Below are 12850 nucleotides of genomic sequence, written 5' to 3'. Positions count from 1 at the left end.
ACTATTTTTATGAGTTTACGTGACGAAATAAAAAAATTGAGAGAGGACTTTGTAAAGGGTCATCTTTTGGAATCGGAGGTGAATCCCGATCCCTTCAAGCAATTTGAATTATGGCTCGGACAAGCTGTTGAGTCGAAAGTTTCGGAAGTACAGGCTATGACTTTGTGTACGATTTCACCGGAAAATAAACCGGCATCGCGCATTGTGTATTTGCGCGAGTTTGAGAATAATCAATTTTGGTTTTACGGAAACTATAATTCCCGTAAGGCAAAAAATATGGAAACGAATCCAAACGTGAGTTTGAGTTTCTTTTGGCCGGATTTAGAAAGGCAAATCCGAATTGAAGGTAAGGTTGTAAAATGCGATTCTTCTTTCAGTGATAATTATTTTAATAACCGTCCGCGCGAATCTAAAATTGGTTCATGGAGCTCTAATCAAAGCTCAGAGCTAAAATCACGAGAAGAGCTGGAGAATTTAGTAGCAGAATACACCAAGAAATTTGAAGGCAAAGAAGTTCCTCGTCCTGATTTTTGGGGCGGTTGGGTTTTGACTGCAGATTATTATGAATTCTGGCAAGGACGAAAAAGCCGTTTGCACGACCGAATTATTTATACCAAAGAAAATAATCTCTGGAAAATTTCTAGATTAGCACCTTAACATAAACGTCGCTCAGTCTGACTTTTAAATATAATTGTCATTTCGAGCGAAGTCGAGAAATAACCGTTGAATAAAAATATTATGACAAAAGAACAAAAAATAAAATCATTCGATCCGAACAGTATCGGCGATACAACTGCCGGCATGTTTGGCTTACCATTTACGATAGAAGAATGCGAAACAGTATTAATTCCTGTACCTTGGGAGGTAACCGTTAGTTACGGAGGAGGAACGGTAAACGGACCAAAAGCTATTCACGAAGCTTCTTATCAAGTAGACTTGTATGATCCGAATATAAAAGATGCGTGGAAGTTAGGCATAGGAATGGATAAGGAAAATAAAACCATTCGTACAAAAAGCACTACGCTTCGCAAGAAAGCAGAGGCTATGATTGATGCAATGGCATCCGGTAAAGATATCAGTAAGAACAAAACGCATCAAAAATCGGCCAAGGAAATTAAGGAAGGTTGTTTATGGTTGAATAAAACCGTAAAAGAACGCGTGACACATTTTCTCAATCAAAAGAAAATTGTGGGTTTAATTGGTGGCGATCATTCAACACCATTAGGCATGATGCAGGCTTTAGCGGATAAGTTTGGAAAATTTGGCGTATTACAATTAGACGCGCATGCCGATTTGAGAATTGCCTATGAGGGTTTTGAATTCTCGCATGCCTCCATCATGTACAATGCATTAAAAATTAAAGAAGTTAATAAATTAATTCAAGTAGGCATTCGCGACTTTTGTCAGGAAGAATTAGATGTAATAAAGAATGAAAAAGGACGTGTAGTTACATTTTTTGATCGTGATATGAAGCACGCCATGTACCGTGGTGATTCTTGGGACAGAGTGTGTAATCGTATTGTAAAGGAATTGCCGGATAAGATTTATTTGAGTTTTGATATTGATGCTTTGGATCCAAAATTATGTCCGAATACAGGAACTCCGGTTGCAGGAGGAATGGAAGCAGAGCAGGTTCTGTTCTTAATTGAGAAAGTGGTTAAATCCGGAAAGCGAATCATTGCGTTCGATATTAACGAAGTTGCGCCTGCACGCGGAAATGATTGGAATGAAAATGTGGCAGCGCGTTTGTTATACCGTATCGCAAATTTGGTGGCTTTAAGTAACGGAAAAAAGGCTTAGTATAATTTTTTCGCTTCTGACAGTATTTGCTTTAAGTCTTTTAAGGGCACATCTTCAGAAGGATTTATATAAAATACTTTAATTTGTTTACGCCCTTCTTTTTTTAAAGAAGGGTGTTTCATTTTATAACCCTTCACAAATCCCAAATAAAATTGTTTGTCTTTGGCGCGAACACTCATGTAACAAAACATTTTGCCTTTATAGAGATAAAATGTAGTCGAAAATTTGTAAACTTCCTCTAAGCCTTGTGCTTTAAGCCAATCACGCAGATAGAGCATGCACCCTTGTAAGGGTTCAGGTTGCTGTAAAAAATAATTTTCGAGTGGGTTAAGCATCTAACACCGATTGAAATACTTTTAAATATTTTTCTTTATTTGCTTCTACCGAATACTTTTCTAATACAGTTTTTCTACCTTCTTCTCCTAGTTTATTTCTTAGAGCTTTATCTTCAATTAATAAGGATAAGCAGTTTAACCATTCTTCTTCCGAATCGGCAAGAAATCCGTTTTTGCCGTGCTCAATAATTTCTTTGTTCACACCAACCGGACTTATTACTGTAGCTACACCACAAGCCATATAAGTTAACCCTTTCAATCCGCATTTACCGTTGGCCCACTTGTCATTAGGCAATGGCATTATACCGATATCCATTTTGTTTAACTCAATCACTTCTGAATCGACTGTCCATTGTTCACCTTTAATGTCAAGTTCGCCGTTGATGTAATTCGGCTCTCCTAATAATTTGAATCTTATTTTATTTCCGTATTTAGTTTTCAGTTTTTTTAGTGTAGGTACAAAAGCTTCAAAATGCTTTACGGTACTGATACTTCCGCTCCAGCCTATAACAATAGTTTCCTCGCCTCTTAATTCAGGCATCGGTTTATGCAGGTTGCAATCAACAGTAGTTGGAATAATAATTGTATTCGAATTAAATTGTAGACTATAGTTCGCTAAATAAGAATTACCGGCAATTACTAAATGCGCATTTTTAATATTAGTTTTGGTTTTGTCCGGATTTTTGAGGAATTCAAACTTTTTATTTTCAGGAGAAGTGTCCATTAACCAAATACTGTCATCGAAATCAAAAATCACTTTTGCTTTACTGCGAAATGCTTTACGTTCGAAAAATGTTGAACCTACAAATAAAGCTTCACGCTGAATAAATATAATATCAAATTGATTGTATCTCATCCAATCTTTAAATCGGATAAAAAAAGATTTAAGTGTAATGAATGCTTTTGAAACTATTTTACCTTTTCCGTAAAAGGTTTCATCATCATTTTCATTAATTACAGGAGAAAAAGTAAATTCAAATCCCTTTGTTTCCAAATAGGAAATGTATTGCTCATAACGGTAACGCTGACTAGGTGAGCGATACCGTCGGTGATCAGATATGACCAAAACTTTAGGCACTAAACAAATATACTATTTAGCACCTTATTTTAATAATTACAATTCCTGAAATTTACAGGTAAAGTGTCTCAAGAATTGAGGCTCTTCAACTATTTTTAATCCGCGGGCATTATGTTTGTTTTGCAACACTTTTTCAAAAACTTCAATTACAAATTCAATATGACTTTGTGTGTATACGCGGCGCGGAATCGCTAAACGCACTAATTCCATTGGTGAAGGAATCAACTTCCCATTCTCATCGTACTTCCCAAACATGACAGAGCCGATCTCCACACAGCGTATTCCACCTAAGCGGTACAATTCACAAACTAATGCTTGTCCCGGATATTGATTTACCGGAATGTTTGGATACAAAGCTTTTGCATCAATGTATACTGCATGTCCGCCAATTGGCCACATAACCGGCACACCCATATTTTTTAAGCGCTCTCCCAAAAAGGCGGTGCTTCTTATTCTGTAATGCAAATAATCCTCATCAAATACTTCTTCCAAACCAATCGCAATGGCCTCCATATCTCGTCCGGATAAACCTCCATAAGTAGCAAAGCCTTCTGTTATGATTAAAAGATTTTTGCAGGCATTTGCCAATTCTTCATTCTTTAGGGATAAAAATCCACCCATATTTACGAGCGCATCTTTTTTTGCACTCATCACGGATCCATCTGTGAGGGCAAACATTTCCTGTGCAATTTCTTTGTAAGTTTTATTTTGATAACCTTCTTCACGGTGTTTTATGAAGTAGGCGTTTTCGGCAACGCGACAACAATCCAGGAAAAAATATACCTTGTGCTTCTTGCAAATTTCCGCCACCGACTTAGCGTTTTCCATGCTTACGGGTTGCCCCCCACCACTGTTATTGGTAACGGTGAGTATCACTCCTCCAATATTCGCCGCGCCTTTTTCACGAATGAGCTGATCTAGTTTTACAACATCCATGTTTCCTTTGAAAGAATGATATACATCGGGACGTTTTCCTTCTTCAATAACAATATCAATAGCTTCTGCACCCGAAAATTCAATATTGGCGCGCGTTGTGTCAAAGTGCGTATTGCTGATAAATGTTTTTCCTTTTCCGCCAAGGTAGCCATACAAGATACGTTCAGCTGCCCGGCCTTGATGAGTTGGTAACACGTGCTCATGTCCGGTTAAATTTTTTATGGCATCACGCATTTTTATCCAGCTGCGGGCACCTGCGTACGATTCATCACCATTCATCATTCCTGCCCATTGATTTGAACTCATGGCTGAGGTTCCTGAATCTGTAAGAAAATCAATCATCACCTTGTCGGAATGAAGTAAGAATGGATTGAAATGCGCTTCTTTTAAATAAAGTTCGCGTTGTTCTTTGGTAGTTACGTCAATTGGTTCTACCATTTTTATTTTGAATGGTTCAAATATAGTTTTAAAGCCTTCCATAGCTTATAGAATTAAGGTGAGTAAAATAAAAAATTAGTTAATGATGCAGATAAACATCAGAAAGGCGGAATAATGATTTTATTCCTGATAGGCATTACGTATTGATGCGTGTAAATTTTCACAACACTACAAAGTTGTGTTTTTTGAGTAATAAATAAAATGATAATGGTCAGTTATTCTTCTGTGTCGAGATGGAAACGATGTAAAAAGCGGTGTAATACCGGTGCAAAAATAACGGCCACACTGGTTAAAAACGCCACGCCGCTATAGATGGCATAAAACGAAGCGAAAATTTTAGCACCATCTGTTCTAGCTGTATCTACCGGCCCCATTCCTGTTAAGATCATACTTGAATTCAATAAAGCATCAATCCAATTCAAATCAAAATAATACATGTAGCCGGCTATTCCAATCAACAGAGAAGCGATTAAAATTACCATGGCGGCGATTATATTTTTAACTACGCGATTTAAATAATGTGCGCGATGCGGTAAATTTTTATATCTGCTTTTATTCATTAATTAATTTGATAACAAATGTATTTAATGTCTTCTCCTCTTGCCGTAAATAATTTTTCGTAGTGTGTTTTTATTTCAGTAAGTTCTTTTCTATCGGCCGGACAATTCTCATAGAGGTTATTAGTGTGAAACAAAATTTTTAGATTATTTTCTTTAATCACCTCCATGGTATATTCGTACAAACTTGTGCTATCGGTTTTCAAATGAACCAGTCCACCTGGTTTTAAAAATTTCCGATAACGTTCAATAAATCTCATATTAGTTAAGCGTTTACGTTCGCGCGTTTTTTGCGGTTGTGGATCCGGAAATGTAATCCAAATTTCACTTACTTCTCCCGGTTCAAAACAATGTTCAATAAAGTCGATGCGTGTGCGAACAAAAGCAACGTTTGAAAGGTTGTTGTCTAATGCCTCTTTGGCTCCTGTCCAAATGCGGTTACCTTTTATGTCAACGCCAATGTAATTTTTGTCCGGATTATTTTTGGCAAGACCAACCGAGTATTCGCCCTTGCCACAGCCCAGCTCTAGAACAATAGGGTTTTGATTTTTGAAATATTCTGAATGCCATTTGCCTTTTAGAGATAAACCTTCCTTAATATTCTCAAAATACAGAGTAAAGCAGTTCTTAAAGCAGTTAAAATCGGCAAATTTTTCTAGTTTACCAGGCATTGGATATATCAATTAAATAATGCAAAGTTAAATTAATGTTGCAATCTATTTAGTAAATTAGGGCTTTATTATGAGCGCTTTTTTCAATAAAACCAAAATTGTAGCTACCATGGGTCCGGCTACGCAAGACATTGCTGTTTTAGAACAAATGTTTTTAGAAGGACTCGACATTTGTCGCATCAACTTTTCGCATGGTGACTATGAAGCCATTAAAAAGACGGTGCAAAATATACGTGAGTTAAATAAGAAACTTTCTCGTCACGTGGGTATTTTGGGTGACTTGCAAGGCCCTAAGCTTCGTATTGGCGTCATGAAAGATAATAAAGCGACGCTTATCCAAGGCAAAGAGATTGTTATTACAACAAAGGAGTGTGAAGGCGATGAGCATAAAATTTACATCACCTATCCGCAGTTTCCACAGGATGTGAAAGTGGGTGAAACCGTATTGATTGATGACGGTAAAATTCATTTAAAGGTAAACGATACAAATGGAAAAGATGAAGTACGCTGCACGATTTTAGTGGGCGGCGACTTGTCATCAAAGAAAGGTGTTAATCTTCCGAATACAAAAATCTCTTTACCTTGTTTAACCATAAAGGATATTCGTGATTTGGAAGTGGCATTGGAGTTGGATTTTGATTGGATTGGTTTATCCTTCGTTCGTTCGGTTACCGACATAGTTGATTTAAAAGACATCATTCGTAATAAGGGCAAGCGCTCTCGTGTTATTGCGAAGATTGAAAAACCGGAAGCTATACGTGAAATTGATAACATCATTGATGTAACGGATGGAATCATGGTAGCGCGTGGAGATTTAGGTGTTGAATTACCAATGGAGCAAGTGCCACTTTTGCAAAAGATGATCGTACAGAAATGTATACAAGCTTCTAAGCCGGTAATTATTGCAACCCAAATGATGGAAAGTATGATTACCAGTTATACACCAACACGTGCAGAGGTTAACGACGTTGCTAATGCGGTAATGGATGGAGCGGATGCTGTTATGTTGAGCGCAGAAACTTCAGTAGGAAAATATCCTGTGAAAGTGATTGAAATTATGCGCCGTGTTATAACTCAAGTAGAGGCTTTAGATAGTATCTATTATCGCGAACATGCGCCGGAAGGAAAAACAATTACTTTTATTACTGATACCATTTGTTTTAACGCTTGTTCCTTAGCGCATCATGCGGGTGTAAAAGCTATTATTAGTATGACGAATAGTGGTTATACAGCTTTTAAATTAGCGAGTCACCGCCCTAAAGCAAACATTTTAATTTTTACAGATAATCTTTCTTTACTTACAACGTTAAGTTTAGTGTGGGGCGTACGCGGATATTACTATGATAAGTATGAAAGTACTGATCAAACTATTTCAGATTTGAAAGATTATATCAAGCGTGAAGGCTTTGTTAAGAGTGATGATTTAGTAGTAAACATTGCCAGTATGCCAATGAAAGAACGTGGCCGTACGAATATGATGAAGCTAAGTTATATTATTTAATGCATGCTGAAAGAAAAAGCAATTACCAGGGATCTAAAAACTTGCCGAGTAAGTTTGATTGGTGAGGATATTATTGAATTTGCCGTTAAGGAGGGTTGTGAGGTAGACTTAACGGATGTTAAGGAAATGGTTTTAACAGCCGGCAAATTAGGTGGGGGGAAGATGTTCAAGAATCTTATTATTGCCGGAGAATATTCATCCATGACATCTGAAGCTACTCAATATATGAAAACGGATGAGGCACATCGTTATACAATAGCGGACGCTATTGTGATTGATTCCTTGGCTCAAAGAATTTTAGGTAATTTTTATTTGGGAATCGTAAATAAAAAGCGACCGTCCAAACTATTTAACTCAAAGGAAAAAGCGCTTCATTGGCTAAAATCAATTTAATTGATTTTAGCTTTAGGACGAAATGCTTCAATTTTTCCGTTTTTGATTTTATCAAAATCTACAGTCAGTGTATCAACATATCTTTTATTGTTGAAGTTTTGATGAATCATCGTTACTTTGTTTTTGTTTGCAGCATAAACGATGGCGGTGTGTTTTGGAAATGACGCAGAGCCATTCGGAAAAATGAATTTCACGTTTGTAAATTGTAAAACATCACCGGGCTTTAATCCTAGTTTTTTGTAATCTAATTTGTCGCCAAAGTTAAACGGAGATTCCCATTGGGCATTGGCATTATTTAATGCGGCGTTGGCTAAGTCCCAGCATTCGCCTCGATCTATTTTTTTACCCATATTCTTTTTGGCAAAATCCATAACTTTATCAGCAGTCGTTTGACTAACACCAAATAGGCTCATGCAAAAGAGAAGTATGGATAAAAGTTTTCGCATTATAAATTTTCAATAAAATAATTACATATTTTTTCCATTAAATGCGCGCGATCTTTCCCTAACACATTATGTTCATGTCCCGGATAAACATAATAATCCAACTGTACACCTTTATCCACTGCTTTTTTCTGATATAAGATACTGTGTTGCCAAACAACCACATTATCTTGAGCGCCGTGAATCATTAATAATTTTCCTTTCAAATTATCGACATAATTTAACAGATTATTTTTCTCATAGCCATCTTTATTTTCTTCTGGAGTATCCATATAACGTTCTCCGTACATAATTTCATAATAACTCCAATCAATTACGGGTCCGCCGGCAGCACCAACTTTAAACACACCTGGTTTTCGTGTCATCAAGCTCGTTGTCATAAAACCGCCATAGCTCCAGCCATGTACACCTAAACGATTTGCATCAACATAAGGCAGAGATTTTAAATAGTCTACGCCTTTTAGTTGGTCTTCCATTTCTTTGGTTCCCAACTGACGGAATATGGCCTGTTCAAAATCTTTTCCACGATAAGAAGTACCTCGTCCGTCTAAGGTAAATACGATATATCCTTTTTGCGCCATGTATTGATACCATACTTCACCTCCCGCCATCCAGGAATTAGTAACCAACTGTGAGTGCGGACCGTTATAAAGATAAACCAGCACCGGATATTTTTTCGTGCTGTCAAAATCAACCGGTTTGAAGATGCGGCAATATAAATCAGTGCCTTCCTTGTTTTTGATCGTAAATAAATTCCATTTACCGGTTTTGTAATCTTTCAATGGATTATCTGCTTTGAATATGTTAACTGCTTTTTTTGATTTTGTATTTACAACATAATACTCACGTGGTGTATAGCAAGAAGTAAAATTATCAATAATGTAATTTCCTTTTTTGTCTATCATCGCGCCATGGAAACCGTCGCCACTGGTTAATCGGTTTAATTTTCCACTGGCAATTTCTACACTATAGAAATCCTGATTGATTGGCCCTTGCTCGTTAGCGTGGAAAAAGAAGCGTGTAAATTTTTCGTCAAATCCGGAAACATCTTTTATTTCCCACTTACCTTTTGTTAATTGTTTAATTAATTTTCCATCGATACTATAAAGATAAGCATGACGGTAACCATCCCTGCGGCTCATCCAGATGAATTGCTTGCCATCTCCAATAAAAAACATGGGGTGTAATGGTTCTGTATATTTTTCATCCTTCTCATTAAAAAGGGATTTTATAAAATCACCACTTGTAACATCGTACTCATTAAGCCACATGTCATTTTGTTCGCGGTTCAATAGCGCTACATAAATATTTTTCTCATTCGGACTCCATGCAATATTGGTATAATATTGATCACGCGGACCGCCATTTTTAATGTACCAGGTTTTGCCGGTAGAAATTTCATAAATACCAACCGTTACATAATGACTTTTGTTGCCCGCCATTGGGTATTTCATGTTTTTATTCTCAGCAGGATATGTTGTCCAGTCAATGATAGGGTAATCCGTAACATCTGTTTGGTCCATACGGTAAAAGGCGAGGTAATTTCCTTTTGGACTCCAATAAGTTCCTTTATGAATTCCAAACTCATCACGGTGTACAGACTTTCCATAAACAATGTTGTAAGAGCCGTCGTTTGTTATCTGAACTTCTTTCCCTTTTACATTAATAAACAGATTATTTTCTTTGGTAAAAGCAAAAGTTTCCTCATTAAATGCGTCATAGGATTCTAAACTTTTATTTTCATTTTTACGAGTTGATTCACTGATAGATTTAGAGGAAGTGTTGTAAATAAACTCCGACTTACCGTTATTAATAAAAAGTTCATTCGCGTTTTTCCATTCAATAAAGCCAAGTCCTTTTAAGGTGTCTTTACCGGCCGCTTTAAAAAGTTTATTTAATTCACCAGCACTCACTAAATCTGAAATTTTAGCGGAAGCATTATCTCCAATTTTGAGTACATTATTATCGATATAACTGAATTTATCGGCACCGGTTACAAATTGTAAATTTTGTAAACGCTTAGGCGCAAGTACAGAGCGGCCTTTTAAAACTGCGTCCTGAATGGTAAGCAACTTGTTTTGCGCAACTGTAAAATTGAAACTGAGGATTGCGAAAAGCAGAGTAAATGCCTTTTTTATCATAATTTTTAAGTTTAAATTAGAGCATTAAAGGTAAGTATAAAATAGTTATCTCATCCTTGCTAATCGGCTATTTATTTTTGCATTTTATAGCGGTTTTAGCCTATGCGTTTCCGGGCAAGGAGGAACATAGGTTGAAGTTTTATGTCTTTCCCTACATCTATCCCTATTTTCATCAAAACTGGAGTATGTTTGTCCCGGTTCCAACGCAAAATTTTAATGTGTATGTTAAGATTAAAGGTGAAGACTGGAAAGATATTATTTACGTTATAAACTCAAAACATCAAGCGAATCGATTTGGGGGAAATGAAGCCACTTTACTGGCTTTGTCTAGCGCACTACGATTTTATTCTTCAGCAATAAAGGAAGAGAAATCAGGAATAATGCCAAATGATAGATCAAATATAAATTTTGAGGTGGTAAAGAAAATTATAAATGGTTATTTAATATCACAAAATAAAAAATGGCCGGAAGGCATGGATATCATTATTCAAATTAAATATGCAAACAGCGAAGTAAATTTTGCACATTATTATAAAGGAGTAATTGAATAAAGTAATCACATATTTATTCGGGGATTACAGAGCAATCAACGAAGCTAAGTGGACGCAACGTCTTTTAGCTCTGTATATATTGTATAAATCTGTGTATTGGCTATTTAACTTCACACTTCTTTTTAGCGAAAACTCTCTGGTGTATTATCGACAAGTGGATTTGTCGCTGTGGCGCAGACCGGCATTCTTACTCTATAATTCTTTGTCGGATAATTTGTCTCTGGCATTTATAATTATTAGTTGCGCGTGTGCGATCTTGATTTTATTCGGAAGTAAATTCAAAAGAATCTTATTTTTCATTCTATGGTTTAGTATAACTAACATCCATAATAAGGTGTTTTCCACGCTCACCGGTGGGGATATTTTGTTTCAGCATTTTTTATTTTTTGCAGCTTTCCTGAGTTCAGAACGTGTTAACGCCGATTGGGATAAAGCCTTGCATAATACGGGTGTACTCGCATTGCGAATCCAGTTGTGCATCGTTTATTTTTATGCGGGCTTTGCCAAAATACTGGATGCAGATTGGATGAGCGGCGATGCAATTAACGATTCATTAATGATTCATGATTACAGTTTGCCTATTTATTATAGTGGTTTAGGTGGTTTAGGTGTATTTCTGAATTATACGGTTCTTGCTTATCAGCTTCTATTCTCAATTTTGGTGTGGAATCAAAAAATCAAAAAGTGGTTTTTATTATTGGGAATCATTCAACACGCTTTTATTGGAATAGCAATGGGTTTACCGACTTTTGGGTTGGTAATGATAATTGCGTACGCGATTTTTTATGTGCCGTTTGATTCAAAAGAACAAAGAGTTTTTACATCTTGATATTATTACTATCTTCGCCTCATGTTTACATCCGACCAATTAAAAGACCTGAATGATCGCCATGGTGCCTTAAGGGGGTATCTTTGACTACGATCGTAAATTACGAGAGATAGAAGAACTCGAAGAAAAAGCTGCGGATCCCAATTTCTGGAATGATCCAAAGAAAGCCGAACAGATTTTAAAGGAAACAAAACTCAAAAAGAACTGGACAAGTTCGTACGATGAATTAACGCGTGCAGTAGACGATACTAATACGCTGTATGAATTCTATAAATCGGGCGACGCTACGGAAGAGGAAACTCAAGCGCAATTTAACGCGGCTTTAAAATTATTAGAGAACATTGAATTTAAGAATATGTTGCGCGGAGAAGAAGACGCATTAAGTTGTGTGCTTCAAATTAACGCCGGTGCCGGTGGAACTGAAAGTTGTGATTGGGCTAGTATGTTGTTACGCATGTACGCAATGTGGGCTGAAAAGCATGGTTACAAAATCACTCAATTGGATTATAATGAAGGTGATGTGGCAGGGATTAAATCTGTTTCCATTCAAATAGACGGTGATTTCGCCTATGGCTATTTGAAAGGGGAGAATGGTGTACATCGTTTGGTGCGTATCAGTCCGTTTGATTCTAATGCAAAACGCCATACTTCATTTGCTTCCGTATATGTTTATCCTGTAGTGGATGATAGCATCGAAATAAATATTCATCCGAATGATATTGAAATGAGCACGGCGAGAAGTGGTGGCGCGGGTGGACAAAACGTAAATAAAGTAGAGACCAAAGTTCAGATATTACATAAGCCTACGGGAATTGTTGTTGTATGTCAGGTTGAGCGTTCTCAATTAGCAAACCGTGAACGCGCTATGCAGATGTTGAAATCACAGTTGTATGAATTGGAAATGCGTAAGCGCAATGAATCGAAAGCCGCTATCGAAGAGGGTAAAATGAAGATTGAATGGGGTTCTCAAATTCGTTCTTATGTTTTACATCCTTACAAAATGGTGAATGATGTGCGAACTGAATTGAAGATTACAGATGCAGAATCAGTGCTGGATGGGGAATTGGATGAGTTGATAAAGGCTTATCTGATGCAATACGGTAGTAAGTAAACGCACTATTCCTTTTTAATAACGTACAAAAAAAATATAGTTACAGTCTGTAACATTTTATTTTGC

At 36.7% G+C, this 12850-nt stretch carries 14 protein-coding genes; 7 read left to right on the top strand and 7 right to left on the bottom strand.

Translation table 11 applies throughout. From position 1 onward, the window contains the following. The first annotated feature begins 9 nt into the window (after window positions 1–9). On the top strand, window positions 10–657 hold the full coding sequence (pdxH, locus tag J0L69_00755; protein ID MBN8691688.1) for a pyridoxamine 5'-phosphate oxidase: 648 nt from the start codon (window positions 10–12) through the stop codon (window positions 655–657). Between the two features lie 81 nt (window positions 658–738). Next, on the top strand, window positions 739–1800 hold the full coding sequence (locus J0L69_00750; protein ID MBN8691687.1) for an agmatinase family protein: 1062 nt from the start codon (window positions 739–741) through the stop codon (window positions 1798–1800). Here J0L69_00750 and J0L69_00745 read toward each other — a convergent pair. From J0L69_00745 to trmB, 5 genes are all read right to left on the bottom strand, one after another. Continuing rightward, complete coding sequence (locus J0L69_00745) at window positions 1797–2135, bottom strand: DUF1801 domain-containing protein (protein ID MBN8691686.1); 339 nt, start codon at window positions 2133–2135, stop codon at window positions 1797–1799. The genes J0L69_00750 and J0L69_00745 overlap by 4 nt on opposite strands. Continuing rightward, window positions 2128–3213, bottom strand: coding sequence for a glycosyltransferase family 4 protein (locus J0L69_00740; GenBank protein ID MBN8691685.1), 1086 nt, complete (start codon window positions 3211–3213; stop codon window positions 2128–2130). The genes J0L69_00745 and J0L69_00740 overlap by 8 nt, the downstream gene beginning before the upstream one ends. Window positions 3214–3249: 36 nt before the next feature. Continuing rightward, the gene (locus J0L69_00735; protein ID MBN8691684.1) at window positions 3250–4629 is read right to left on the bottom strand and encodes a tryptophanase; all 1380 of its coding nucleotides are present in this window, start codon (window positions 4627–4629) and stop codon (window positions 3250–3252) included. Window positions 4630–4802: 173 nt separating this feature from the next. After that, entirely contained in the window at window positions 4803–5147 is a 345-nt protein-coding gene (locus tag J0L69_00730; protein ID MBN8691683.1) for a hypothetical protein, read from the bottom strand. After that, a complete protein-coding gene (gene trmB, locus J0L69_00725) occupies window positions 5147–5815 on the bottom strand; it encodes a tRNA (guanosine(46)-N7)-methyltransferase TrmB (protein MBN8691682.1) in 669 nt (222 codons plus the stop codon). The genes J0L69_00730 and trmB overlap by 1 nt, the downstream gene beginning before the upstream one ends. A gap of 70 nt (window positions 5816–5885) precedes the next feature. On the opposite strand from trmB, the gene pyk reads away from it, so the two are divergent. Together pyk and J0L69_00715 are read left to right on the top strand one after the other, a co-directional pair. Continuing rightward, complete coding sequence (gene pyk, locus J0L69_00720; GenBank protein MBN8691681.1) at window positions 5886–7316, top strand: pyruvate kinase; 1431 nt, start codon at window positions 5886–5888, stop codon at window positions 7314–7316. Between the two features lie 3 nt (window positions 7317–7319). Further along, window positions 7320–7709, top strand: coding sequence for a hypothetical protein (locus J0L69_00715; GenBank protein MBN8691680.1), 390 nt, complete (start codon window positions 7320–7322; stop codon window positions 7707–7709). On the opposite strand, the gene J0L69_00710 is transcribed toward J0L69_00715, so the two are convergent. Further along, window positions 7706–8155: a hypothetical protein gene (locus J0L69_00710; protein ID MBN8691679.1), complete on the bottom strand. Its 450-nt coding sequence runs from the start codon at window positions 8153–8155 to the stop codon at window positions 7706–7708. The two genes, J0L69_00715 and J0L69_00710, sit on opposite strands and share 4 nt — an antisense overlap. Beyond that, window positions 8155–10293, bottom strand: a complete 2139-nt coding sequence (locus J0L69_00705) for a DPP IV N-terminal domain-containing protein (GenBank protein ID MBN8691678.1) — start codon at window positions 10291–10293, stop codon at window positions 8155–8157. Before J0L69_00705 ends, J0L69_00710 begins: the two co-directional genes overlap by 1 nt. Window positions 10294–10511: 218 nt before the next feature. Between J0L69_00705 and J0L69_00700 the strand changes: the two genes are divergently transcribed. The 3 genes from J0L69_00700 (at window position 10512) to prfB (ending at window position 12784) form a co-directional block, all read left to right on the top strand. Further along, the gene (locus tag J0L69_00700; protein ID MBN8691677.1) at window positions 10512–10844 is read left to right on the top strand and encodes a hypothetical protein; all 333 of its coding nucleotides are present in this window, start codon (window positions 10512–10514) and stop codon (window positions 10842–10844) included. After that, window positions 10837–11673, top strand: a complete 837-nt coding sequence (locus J0L69_00695; protein MBN8691676.1) for an HTTM domain-containing protein — start codon at window positions 10837–10839, stop codon at window positions 11671–11673. Before J0L69_00700 ends, J0L69_00695 begins: the two co-directional genes overlap by 8 nt. Window positions 11674–11694: 21 nt before the next feature. Beyond that, a protein-coding gene (gene prfB / locus J0L69_00690; protein MBN8691675.1) for a peptide chain release factor 2 occupies window positions 11695–12784 on the top strand; the annotation gives its coding sequence in 2 pieces (ribosomal slippage) (window positions 11695–11757 and window positions 11759–12784; 1089 coding nt in all). Window positions 12785–12850: the final 66 nt, after the last annotated feature.

Source organism: Bacteroidota bacterium, assembly GCA_017303905.1.
In the GTDB taxonomy this organism is placed as follows: Bacteria; Bacteroidota; Bacteroidia; order B-17B0; family Aurantibacillaceae; genus JAHEYG01.
The sequence above is the reverse complement of the archived record's forward strand: the minus strand, read 5'-3'. Positions and strand labels throughout refer to the sequence as shown.

Excerpts from the sequence above, each read along its gene's own strand:
- pdxH (MBN8691688.1), top strand. The coding sequence starts at position 10 with ATGAGTTTACGTGACGAAATAAAAAAATTGAGAGAGGACTTTGTAAAG.
- J0L69_00750 (MBN8691687.1), top strand. The coding sequence starts at position 739 with ATGACAAAAGAACAAAAAATAAAATCATTCGATCCGAACAGTATCGGC.
- J0L69_00745 (MBN8691686.1), bottom strand. The coding sequence starts at position 2,135 with ATGCTTAACCCACTCGAAAATTATTTTTTACAGCAACCTGAACCCTTA.
- J0L69_00735 (MBN8691684.1), bottom strand. The coding sequence starts at position 4,629 with ATGGAAGGCTTTAAAACTATATTTGAACCATTCAAAATAAAAATGGTA.
- J0L69_00730 (MBN8691683.1), bottom strand. The coding sequence starts at position 5,147 with ATGAATAAAAGCAGATATAAAAATTTACCGCATCGCGCACATTATTTA.
- trmB (MBN8691682.1), bottom strand. The coding sequence starts at position 5,815 with ATGCCTGGTAAACTAGAAAAATTTGCCGATTTTAACTGCTTTAAGAAC.
- pyk (MBN8691681.1), top strand. The coding sequence starts at position 5,886 with ATGAGCGCTTTTTTCAATAAAACCAAAATTGTAGCTACCATGGGTCCG.
- J0L69_00715 (MBN8691680.1), top strand. The coding sequence starts at position 7,320 with ATGCTGAAAGAAAAAGCAATTACCAGGGATCTAAAAACTTGCCGAGTA.
- J0L69_00710 (MBN8691679.1), bottom strand. The coding sequence starts at position 8,155 with ATGCGAAAACTTTTATCCATACTTCTCTTTTGCATGAGCCTATTTGGT.
- J0L69_00705 (MBN8691678.1), bottom strand. The coding sequence starts at position 10,293 with ATGATAAAAAAGGCATTTACTCTGCTTTTCGCAATCCTCAGTTTCAAT.